Origin of the sequence: Effusibacillus lacus (assembly GCF_002335525.1) — a bacterium.
Lineage (GTDB): Bacteria > Bacillota > Bacilli > Tumebacillales > Effusibacillaceae > Effusibacillus > Effusibacillus lacus.
The window spans coordinates 21,198-31,792 of the sequence record NZ_BDUF01000106.1; the positions used below are offsets into that span (position 1 = coordinate 21,198).

Annotated in this window: 12 protein-coding genes; 5 read left to right on the forward strand and 7 right to left on the reverse strand. The window is 52.5% G+C overall.

All coding sequences use genetic code 11. The annotated features are described in order from the left end of the window. Positions 1-16: 16 nt before the first annotated feature. The 5 genes from nifS to EFBL_RS17415 all read right to left on the reverse strand — a co-directional run bounded on the left by nifS (position 17) and on the right by EFBL_RS17415 (position 4,033). Positions 17-1,156 carry a cysteine desulfurase NifS gene (gene nifS, locus EFBL_RS17395; RefSeq protein WP_096183524.1) on the reverse strand — a complete coding sequence of 380 codons (1,140 nt, stop codon included), beginning with the start codon at positions 1,154-1,156 and terminating at the stop codon, positions 17-19. A gap of 99 nt (positions 1,157-1,255) precedes the next feature. Then, positions 1,256-1,372, reverse strand: coding sequence for an LPXTG cell wall anchor domain-containing protein (locus tag EFBL_RS21970; protein ID WP_096183526.1), 117 nt, complete (start codon positions 1,370-1,372; stop codon positions 1,256-1,258). Between the two features lie 87 nt (positions 1,373-1,459). Beyond that, the gene (gene yfbR / locus EFBL_RS17405; RefSeq protein ID WP_096183528.1) at positions 1,460-2,038 is read right to left on the reverse strand and encodes a 5'-deoxynucleotidase; all 579 of its coding nucleotides are present in this window, start codon (positions 2,036-2,038) and stop codon (positions 1,460-1,462) included. Between the two features lie 17 nt (positions 2,039-2,055). Then, the gene (gene trpS, locus EFBL_RS17410) at positions 2,056-3,039 is read right to left on the reverse strand and encodes a tryptophan--tRNA ligase (RefSeq protein ID WP_096183530.1); all 984 of its coding nucleotides are present in this window, start codon (positions 3,037-3,039) and stop codon (positions 2,056-2,058) included. A 109-nt stretch (positions 3,040-3,148) separates the two neighbouring features. Further along, positions 3,149-4,033: a VanW family protein gene (locus EFBL_RS17415; protein WP_096183532.1), complete on the reverse strand. Its 885-nt coding sequence runs from the start codon at positions 4,031-4,033 to the stop codon at positions 3,149-3,151. 91 nt (positions 4,034-4,124) lie between these two features. Here EFBL_RS17415 and EFBL_RS17420 point away from each other — a divergent pair, with 91 nt between their 5' ends. Beyond that, positions 4,125-5,597 carry a Mur ligase family protein gene (locus EFBL_RS17420; RefSeq protein ID WP_096183533.1) on the forward strand — a complete coding sequence of 491 codons (1,473 nt, stop codon included), beginning with the start codon at positions 4,125-4,127 and terminating at the stop codon, positions 5,595-5,597. 92 nt (positions 5,598-5,689) lie between these two features. Then, positions 5,690-6,532, forward strand: coding sequence for a VanW family protein (locus EFBL_RS17425; RefSeq protein WP_096183535.1), 843 nt, complete (start codon positions 5,690-5,692; stop codon positions 6,530-6,532). A gap of 35 nt (positions 6,533-6,567) precedes the next feature. Here the strand turns inward: EFBL_RS17425 and EFBL_RS17430 are convergent, their stop codons facing one another. After that, positions 6,568-7,242 carry a sulfite oxidase-like oxidoreductase gene (locus EFBL_RS17430; RefSeq protein ID WP_096183537.1) on the reverse strand — a complete coding sequence of 225 codons (675 nt, stop codon included), beginning with the start codon at positions 7,240-7,242 and terminating at the stop codon, positions 6,568-6,570. A 42-nt stretch (positions 7,243-7,284) separates the two neighbouring features. Beyond that, positions 7,285-9,108: an ABC transporter ATP-binding protein gene (locus EFBL_RS17435; protein ID WP_096183539.1), complete on the reverse strand. Its 1,824-nt coding sequence runs from the start codon at positions 9,106-9,108 to the stop codon at positions 7,285-7,287. 131 nt (positions 9,109-9,239) lie between these two features. On the opposite strand from EFBL_RS17435, the gene EFBL_RS17440 reads away from it, so the two are divergent. From EFBL_RS17440 to EFBL_RS17450, 3 genes are all read left to right on the forward strand, one after another. Further along, positions 9,240-9,599 (forward strand): DUF2512 family protein, encoded by a 360-nt coding sequence (locus EFBL_RS17440; RefSeq protein ID WP_096183541.1) that lies wholly within the window; start codon positions 9,240-9,242, stop codon positions 9,597-9,599. Beyond that, positions 9,599-10,000, forward strand: a complete 402-nt coding sequence (locus tag EFBL_RS17445) for a DUF1540 domain-containing protein (RefSeq protein WP_096183543.1) — start codon at positions 9,599-9,601, stop codon at positions 9,998-10,000. The genes EFBL_RS17440 and EFBL_RS17445 overlap by 1 nt, the downstream gene beginning before the upstream one ends. A gap of 55 nt (positions 10,001-10,055) precedes the next feature. Further along, the coding region (locus tag EFBL_RS17450; RefSeq protein ID WP_439952288.1) for a hypothetical protein at positions 10,056-10,595 on the forward strand (540 nt) is incomplete at its 3' end.

Genomic DNA, 10,595 nt, shown 5'->3' on the forward strand with positions numbered 1-10,595 from the left:
TAAAGGAATGTTTTTCCTAGTGTTTTAACTGCCGGACCAGTTCCTTCAACTGGTCAATTACGTATGAGATATCCTCTTCGGATGTTGCTTTTCCCAAACTTAATCGAACGGACCCCAACGCTACTTCCCGTTCCAGTCCAATACCGGTCAGTACATGCGACGGCTCCACCTGCCCCGAGGTACAGGCGGATCCTGCCGAGGCCGCAATGCCTTTCATGTCAAGGGCTTGAATCAGCATTTGGCCGTCAACCCCAGGGAAAGAAAAATTGGCATTGTGCGGCAGGCGCTCTGTGGGATGCCCGTTTAAGCGGCTGTCCTGAATTTCGGTCAGAATCCCGTGAATCAGCCTGTCACGTAACGCTGCCAACCGGGTCGACTCTTCCTTCAGTTCCGCCACAGCCAGTTCGATTGCCTGACCAAGCCCGACAATGCCCGGAACATTTTCCGTTCCGGGACGAAGGGCTTTCTCCTGTCCGCCGCCGTGGACAAGCGGTTCCAGTTGAACTCCCTCCCGTACATACAAAGCTCCGGCACCTTTTGGGCCGTAAATTTTGTGACCGGTCAATGTCAACAGATCCACCCGGAGCTCTTCCACGTTCACCGGCAATTTGCCGACGCTTTGCACCGCATCCGTATGGAACAGAATACCCCGCTCGCGGCAGATGCCGCCTATTTCCGCAATGGGGTTGAGGGTCCCAATTTCGTTGTTGGCATGCATCAGGGACACCAGAATCGTGTCGTCCCGCAATGCGTTGCGAAACGTCTCCAACTTGACCCGCCCGAATTCGTCAACCGGCAGGAAGGTGACTTCAAACCCTTCCTGTCCCAGGTATTTGCATGCATCCAATACCGCATGATGTTCCGTGACGGCGGTAATTACGTGCTTGCCCCTATGGGCATTGGCTCTTGCCCCACCGACAATGGCGAGGTTGTCCGCTTCCGTACCCCCGCTTGTGAAGAAGATTTCCTTTGCGTTGGCTCCAATCGCTTTGGCGACTTGATAGCGGGCAGTCTCAACCAGTTTCCGTACCGGTTTGCCAAATTGGTGGACGGAAGAGGGATTTCCAAACGCCTCTCGCAGTGCGTGGGTCATTGCATCTATAACTTCCGGCCGAACCGGTGTGGTGGCCGCGTGGTCCATGTAAATGATCTCCATGTCGTTCCCTCCTTTCTCCAGTATAGCAAAACGGATGGTAACAAGCGTAACGGAATTGATTCAGGAGGTACAACTTTTAAAGACTTTTCAACGATAAGGTCAGTCTTTTTTGGATCTGTAAAAAGGAACTTTTTTGTATTTCTGCTTCCGAAAGAAAATAAAAATAACCCCCAGCAGGAGAAGGACTCCCAATCCAATCAGCAGGTATACATTCACGAGTGAATCCCCTCTTTCGTTTCAAACGAATCGGTGCAAACAAGTGGTATCTTTCCAGAATGGATGAAAACTGATACTTGTGGGGATTTACGACAACTCATCCAAAGTCTTCTGCAAACTCGGCGCAAAATGGGTCAGGAAATAGTCCACTTCAGGCAGACCCAGAGCCCGCAGCTTTTGCTCGGTTTGCACCTTGGCCACCACAAATTCCCGGTTCCCGGCCGCTTCCTCCGTGACGCATTTGATGTAGGCATCCAATAAGTCCGCCGCCTTGATCCAGATGGACAGTTCCGGGTCCACTTTCTCCAATATCAACGGGTTGTAAACGGCTTGCAGTTCCGCAGGCACCATATGGGCCATCCGCTCGGCGGCCATCTGTTCCAGTTCCCGGAAATTGGCCAGGATATTGGCGTTGTGGTGCTTAACCGGGGTTGGAACGTCTCCGGTGAACACTTCGGTCAGATCATGGAACAACGCCATGGAAACAATGTTGTCAGTGGGAACTTGCTTGTGGAACACTTCATTGGCGATGGTGCAGAGCATATGTGTCAGCAAGGCCACATGAAAAGTGTGTTCCGCCACATTCTCCTTGACCACGTTTCGCATCAGGCTCCATCGTTCGATAAAGCGCAACCGGTAGATATAGGCAAAAAAATGGCTTTCCAAAACACGACACCTCTCCGTTACCTTAACACCAATCCCATCTTCTCTTTTACTGCGTAGAGCGTCTTGGATGCTTCCGCACGGGCGCGCTCCGCCCCCCGCTTCAATACATCCAGAACTTCGCCAGACACAAGCAACTGGCGGTGCCGCTCCTGGATCGGCTGCAGATGGCTCACTACCACTTCCACCAGGTCTTTCTTCAACGTACCATACCCTTGCCCCCGGAACCGCTCAACCAGTTCCTCCACCGCAAGACCTGAGAACAGGCTGTGAATGGTCAGCAGATTGCTGATTCCGGGTTTGGTTTCGGGATCGTAGCGGATTTCGTTTTCCGTGTCGGTCACAGCTTTCATGATTTTCGTCTTGATCTCATCCGGAGAATCGGTCAACGTAATCCGGTTGAAGGGGCTTGGGGCACTTTTGCTCATTTTCTTGGTGGGATCGTCCAGCCCCATGATCCGTGCGCCAAACTCCGAAATCAGCGGTTCCGGCACGGTAAACGTATGACCAAAACGGCTGTTGAATCTTTCCGCCAGGTCCCGTGTCAACTCAAGGTGCTGTTTCTGGTCTTCTCCGACCGGAACCTGATCCGCCTGGTAAATCAGAATGTCGGCCGCTTGCAGTACGGGATACGTGTACAATCCGACGGTGACATTTTGCTTGCCCTCGCTTTTTTCCTTAAACTGGATCATTCGTCCCAGTTCGCCGAAATACGCGATACATTGCAGCAGCCATGCGAGTTCTGTGTGTTCCGGCACGTCTGCCTGTGCAAAAATGGTCGCCTTGTTCGGATCGAGACCAACAGCCATGTAAAGGGCCGCCAGGCTTATGGTTTTTTCACGCAGCACAACTGGGTCCTGAGGAACTGTCCATGCATGCAGGTTTACAATCATAAAAAACGCTTTGGTAGTCTCCTGAAGTTCCACAAACCGCTTGATCGCTCCCAGATAGTTTCCAATGGTCACATCTCCGGTGGGCTGAACACCTGACAGTACGCGTTTCATTCTATGTACCCCCAACTGGCAAAAGAAATATGTAATACCCAGTATAGCAAATCATCACAAAGAAGGGTATTGATACCACCAGTTAACAAAATAATATGTGAAAAGAGGGTCAACCTCTGACCGCTTCGTAAAACGCCACGCAGGCCCGGCCGTTGCTGACCCAACTTTTAATAATGATTGGCTTTGACAACGTATTCCGAAACCGCAAGTCTTTGTCGTCATAAACGGTGGCGTCACGCCCCTGCGCCACGTAGGGAACAGGTTTGGAATGGGGGTGCCGTTCGATAATTTCCATATGGGTGTCCAAAGCCACATTGTACAGAGTCGATGAGATTTGGCACATGCCGCCGCCCAGTTCCTGCGTCAGTTTGCCGCCATCGCCGTACACGGTCCCCTTTTTGTACCCTTTGGCTTCTGTCGGCATCCCTACGATCCGATTAAATGAGAATTCCTGTCCGGGTTCCACGACCGTGTTGTTGAGATACTTGGCTGTTACCCGGAGGTTTTCCATCCGATCCGGTTTGGTGTCAAGAATGGGAGTGAAAAATTGCCCTATCTGCCTGGCATTGATCGGTGCCGCAGGCTGCAAGTCGGCCAGGGTGACAGCTGGCTGGACAAGTTTCCATACCGGGTTCACCCGATCCCCCTGCTTGGCCTGCAAGATCCGGTCCCGTGTCTTCTCAATGTCCAGTTCGCGGCCGGGTCGCTCCGAAACCAGCTGCAAGCTTGCCTCCTGTTTCCGGGCATTCTGCGGCTTCTCATACAAACTTGGGGCAAGAGCCGCCAAATGAGCCGAAAGGTCTTTCTTGGCCACATGATCCAGCGGGAATTCCCCCAAACGAACACCTTGGGGAATCAGTTCCCGGTCAGACGCCGCCTTTTGTTTGACCGGTGGGGCCGAGGTAAGCGATTGATGCAGACACCCCAGGGTGGAACTCAGCAGGAGAAACATGCCCGCACCTAACAGTACCATTCGATGCTGGGAAGCACTCATGCAACCACCTCCTGCTGGTAGTGTTTGCGGTCACCGAAATGTGCATCCGCCCATATCATGGTAAAAATACTGAACCGAAGCAGGTGAAAGAATGAAGGTGGAAGCGTTGCTTGCGGCCATCCGGAACGGAGCGGTTCAATTGGCCGGAATTACCCACGATTCACGGCAAGTTCAGCCTGGTTATGCGTTTGTTGCCATATCCGGCAAACACCGTGACGGTCACACTTACATCGAAGAGGCGGTCAGGAAAGGAGCAGCCTGTATTGTCTGCGAGAAAAAAGTGTCCGCTCCGATTCCTGTTTATCGGACCGAGTCTCCCCGCCGCTGGCTGTCCCGATTGTCAGCCGCTGTCCACAGAGATCCGTCAAGCAGCCTGAATGTGATAGGCGTGACAGGTTCCAACGGGAAAACAACCATCACCTCCATGATTCATTCCTTGTTTGTGGAAAACGGTCTTCCCTGCGGACTGATTGGAACAGTCGAGAACGATATTAATGGTGTCCGCACGCCTGCAACGTTAACCACCCCGGAGGCGCCTGATTTGCAGCGGATGCTGGCAGAGCTTCTGGCCGGGGATACACGAAACACGGTTATGGAAGTGTCAGCCCAAGGAGTCGAAATGGGGAGAGTGGAAGACATTCATTTTTCCCTTGGCATATTTACCAATCTGACACCCGATCATCTGGACTTTTATGCCTCTCTGGAAGAGTATGGGGAATGCAAGAAACGGTTTATGAACCGGATACCGGGTGACAAAACCGGCCTCTATAATTATGATGATCCTTATGTACGAGAAGCGGCCCGGGAGGGCCGGAGTGAGGTCTTTACGTATTCCCTGGTTGACCGGAATGCCGATCTGTCTGCCCAAATCGTGGGGCGGTCGGGGGCGGGGTGCCTGTTTTTTCTGCATGCAGGCAGCAAACTTCGGGAACGCATCCCCTGCGACCTTGAATCCTTCCCATTTGTGTTGAGGGTGCCGGGTCTGCACAACGTATCGAATGCCCTTGCGGCGCTGCTGGCAGGTTTGCTTTCCGGGCTGAATCCACTCCGCATGCGGCTTGCCCTCAACAAGTTTCGTCCGGTGGTGAGGAGAATGCAGGTCTTTGATTGGAACGGGGTGAAAGTGGTGGACGATACCGCCATGAATCCGGGTTCCATCAGAGCGGTAATGAATACTTTTCAGTCAGAAAGCTGCGGGCGTGTGTTCATCGTCTTTGCAATCCGCGGCAACCGGGGAACCGTTGTCAATCGCGAGAATGCATTGGCCCTCGCTGAATGTTACTCTGTATGGAAATCCAAACATCCGCAAGTCATCATCACGTCCGCTGCAAGTCATGTGGGAGACAATGACCTGGTACATCCCGAGGAAGAGAATGTGTTTCTTTCCACTCTTTGGGAACAGAAAATTCCCCACACTTTCTATCGGGAACTGCCGGAAGCGATGGAACATCTTGCACAAAGCGCCCATACGGGTGATTTACTCTTTCTGCTGGGTGCCCAGGGGATGGATGAAGGGTTCTCTATCCTTTCCCATTCCCGGAAGATAAAGGATTTGGTGAAGTAAGCCCTTCCCTGTTACAATGTTGTAGTCGCACCACGGCATCCGTGTGCGGGTCACAGTAAACGATACATTGAGCAGAGGAGGCTCGACAAAGCATGAACAGCAAACTGATGTCCAGGAACCGTCGGGCACTCGTGCTGACGGTTCTTTTCTTAAGTTTAACAATGATGGTTTCCGCATGCTCTCCGCTAGCCGTTCTGGCGCAACCAACCGTGTCGGTTGGGGAGGTAAGTGTCAATCCGAATAACAACAAATCCATTGAGCGGGCACTGGACCAATTGGCGAAGCGGTATGAGAAAGCGCCGGTTCCCGTCCGAAAGGACTACGATACCAATACAATTCTTTGGGATACACCGGGGAAAACTCTCGACAGGGAACAAACAAGGAAGCGGATTGTCAATGCGAAACCCGGTTCTAAAGTGGAACCCGTCCTGATAACAGTTCCAGCTGCAGTTCAGGCACGCCATCTGGCATCCGACATCCCCGCAGGATATCGGAATATCGGGGAGTTCTCCACGACCCTGCCGACGGAGAAAGGATATTTGGCCAACATCAAGCTGGCATCCGACCTGTTGAACGATTCCGTTGTAATGCCGGGTGAAACCTTGTCCTTTAACAAGGTGACCGGTTTCCCGACAGCGGATCGCGGCTACCAGCCGGGACCCGGGATCTCCGGCGGTCAAGTGGTGCAAATGTATGGCGGCGGCATTTGCCAAGTCTCCACCACCCTCTTCAACGCGGTAACGACCGCAGGGCTGGAAGTAGTGGAACGCCATCCGCACAGCCTGCCGGTCTCCTATGTTCCGATCGGCAAGGATGCCATGGTCTATATTGAAGAGGGTAAAGATTTCATCTTCAAGAACAACCGCCGCACGCCGGTCATCGTCAAGTCCCAACTGGCAGACGGCGTTGTGAAGGTTACCCTTTACGGGAAGTAAGGCTGATCCCCGCCAATTGGAAACGCCCGTCGTCTTCAAGACGATGGGCGTTGCTTTTCTGCCATTTCCTTGCGAACCCGCGCTTTGATGGTCCGGTAGTATTCCTCCGTATTCCTGCCCGTTTCATTCCACTCCGGGTCGTCGCGGTAACGCTGCTCCAGCCAAGGATCCGCATACAGGTGGTAGCCCCGTTCTTCCCAGAAACCCGGCCGGTCTTCCGCCATGAACTCAATCCCCCGCACCCATTTCGCGCTTTTCCAGAAATACAGATGGGGTACCACAAGCCGCAAGGGCCAACCATGGTTCGGAGTCAAATCAACACCGTCATGTTTATGTGCAAAAAGCACATTGTCATACAGCAGGTCCTCAAGGGGCAGATTGGTGGTCCATCCCTCTTCCGCATGCACCATGACAAACTTGGCTTCCGACTTGACCTTCACCAGGTTCATAACATCCTTGAACAATACACCATCCCATGTATTGTCCAAACGGGACCAGGTTGTTACACAATGGATATCCGATTGGACACGGGTCTGCGGCAAACTCATGAACTCACGGTAGGTGAGGATTTTCTCCTCGTCCACCAACCCGAAGATTCGGAAAGTCCAAGCATCCAGATTTACTCGCGGCACTGTCCCCGCATGCAGGACGGGCCACCGGTCCGTTAATGTCTGTCCAGGCGGTACCCGATCTTTCTTATCCAATACCATCGGAAACACCTCTCAACTTATTCTATATTCACCAATACAGGCTTACACAGCAGCCGGGTTTGTTTCGGAGCTTGGAGTATCCGATGCTTTGAACTGCTGATGGTAGAGACTGGCATACAACCCGTTCAGAGCCAATAGTTCCGAATGAGTTCCCTGTTCCACTACCCGGCCCTCTTCCAGAACCACGATCTTATCGGCTGCCAGGACTGTCGATAAGCGGTGGGCAATGACAAGGCTGGTGCGGGATTTCAACAATTCCTCAAGTGCCGACTGCACCAAAGCTTCCGAATGGGAATCCAGAGCCGAAGTTGCTTCATCCAACAGCAGGATGGCCGGATCTTTTAGAATGACCCGCGCAATGGCGATCCGTTGTTTTTCCCCGCCTGACAGTTTATGTCCCCGTTCCCCGACAACCGTATCATACCCCTCAGGCAGACTGGCAATCATATCGTGAATGTTGGCCGCCTTTGCGGCCCGGATGATCTCCTCGTCGGTGGCATCAAGCTTGGCGTAACGCAAATTGTCACGGATCGTCGTATGAAACAGGAACGTTTCTTGGGATACGATGCCGATGGCATCCCCAAGGGACTTCAGTGTGAAGTCCCGGATGTCCTGACCGTCAATTCGAATGCAGCCCCGCGTCGGATCATACAGACGGGGAATCAGATTGGCCACTGTCGATTTGCCGGCTCCACTGGGCCCTACAAGTGCCACCAACTGGCCAGACTCGATCGTAAAGGTTACATCTTCCAGAATGGGCCGGTCCGATTGATAGGAGAACCATACATGAACCAATTCGATCTTGCCCTTTACCTTCCCAAGGGGTTTCGCACCGGGCCGGTCTTGAATTTCCACAGGCATGTCAAGATATTCAAAAAGGCGTTCAAACAATGCGATCGAACCATATATGTTGACGTGGATATTCGCCAGGGCGGACACCGGACCGAACAGTCTTGTCAAAAATGCGGTAAAGGCAACAACGGTTCCCAAGGATATCGCTTGGTCGATGACAGCATGCCCGCCATACCAGTAAATGATGGCAGGCCCGACAGTCGACAAAAATCCGATGGAAGCAAAGAACCACCGGCCAATCATGGATTGGCGCACCTGCCAATTCTTGAGTTCCCTGTTTACTTTTGCAAACCGCTGCATCTCCCAATCCTGTCGGACGAACGCTTTTACAAGCATCGCACCGCTGACCGACAATGTCTCCTGCATCAAGGAGGACAACTCGCCAATTTTTTGCTGGGTGTTTTTCTTCACCTGAAAATTGAGTTTTCCCACCCTGCGGGTCGGCACGATGAACAGCGGCAGAATGATGATGGACAGGGCTGCCAGTCGCCAATCCAGCGCGACCATTGTTACAATGGTCGAGACTGCGATCACCAAATTGCTAATGGAACTGGAGATGGTTTCCGTTACAACCGTTTGCAGCCCATTCACGTCATTATTGACGCGGGACATGATGTCACCCGTCTTTGTGTTGGTAAAGAACTGAAGAGACATCCGATGCAGATGATGATACATCCCGTTGCGAATGTCATACATCACGCCCTGTCCGATCAGGGTGTTAAAGTAGGTCTGGGCGACACCAAACAGACTGGCTGCAACAGCCGCCGCCACCATCGCCAGAATCAACCAGTTCAAGAGAGCCGTCTGCCCCTTGGGAATCGCATCGTCAATGATCCACTTGATGATCAGCGGCTGCAGGATGCCGAGCAGGGCGGATATTCCTATACATAAGAGCACCATCAGGAACTGTTTCCAATATGGCACGAAATACCTCATGATCCGCTTGAGCGTCCCTTTTCGTATCTGAGGACGCTGGTTCGGATCGCCCCAATCATACGTAGAGAAGAACTTCATCGATTCCTGCCCACCCTTTCCGTTGTCACCATTCTACCCTTGTTCCCCCAAATCTTCCACCCTCATGCTTTTTACATAAACGCTGCCGTTCTAAGGGAACACTACCTGCAACCTTGAAATGGGGTGATGATGTGAGGACACTCTGGCTGAAAATGGGAGCCATTTTTGCCGTAGTTTATCTGTTTGCCGTATTGTCGCCGGCCACCAGTGTATCGTTCAGCTACGTATTGCTGACCACGTTGTTGATTGGACTCCCCTTCTGGGCGGGAGACAAAATGGTGCTGCCTCATTTGCAAAACGCAGTGGCCTCCGTATTGGATGGGGTTTACGCGTTTATAGTGCTTTGGATTGCGGCGATGCTGGCCCCTTTATCCACCGTCACTTTCTGGTATCTGGTTTTGACTTCTCTCGCCATTGCCGGTTTTGAGTACTTCTTTCACCCCATGGTCTTCAATCTCCGCAATTATAAAAAGAAAGGAGCAAGATTGTAATGGAAAAAGGGGACATCTACCCCAGGGTAAAATGTGTTGTGGACACCTGCACTCATTATGTGGCGGGAGACTATTGTTCTGCCCGGAATATCGATATTATGCACGAAGAAGAAGGCCACATGTCCCAGATCATCGAACAAACCATGTGCAAAACCTTTGCGCAAGCATCGTCCTTTGCCAACATGCTGGGGTCTATGGACAACGTCAACTGGGGCGGTGCAGCGAGCAAACTGTTTACGGGTGGGGACATGTACCCCACGGTGATGTGCACCGTTCATTCATGCGAGTATTGGAAAGATGGCAACCATTGCATTGCGGAAGCGATTGAAGTGACCGGACGCCATGCGAACGAGTGTCAGGACACCAACTGCCAGACCTATCGCAACAAAGAATCACAGTAAGGTTTGAATTCTTTCGCGTACCGTTCATTCTTAGATAGCGGGGTGAATGTTGAACATGATGAAACGATCCCTGGTCATCTCGTCAATTCTTTGCGTTGCCTTGCCCTTAAACGGATGTTTACCTGCTGCAAATCCGAACCGGATGGGGGATACGCAGGGTGCCCGAATATTTGACAACAATCAAAGACAGGGCGATTATGCCTCCCGTCCGGACATTGCCGAGCGTGTAATGTCCCAGGTGGCTGGTGTTTCTTCCGCAGTTGTGCTGGTGCGGAACAACACGGCCTATGTGGCGGTGAATGAAGGCACACAGCGGCGCCATGCAAAAGATTTCAACCGGGAGGGCGGAGTTGACTTCAATATGCGGGGAGCGGCAACGGGTGATGGAATCGGGAACCCGACAACCAGCGGAACAAGGAGCGGCGGATGGGCTGGAAGCGCGGGTGGAGGAACAACGGCCGGAGGCACCAACGGCTCCCAGTCAGGTGTCGGCAGAAATGCGCAAGGCTTGTCCGAGCTTTCTACAGACATGCAGAAGCGAATTGAGCAGGTGGTCAAACAGGCAGATCCTTCTATCACGGCAGTATATGCTTCC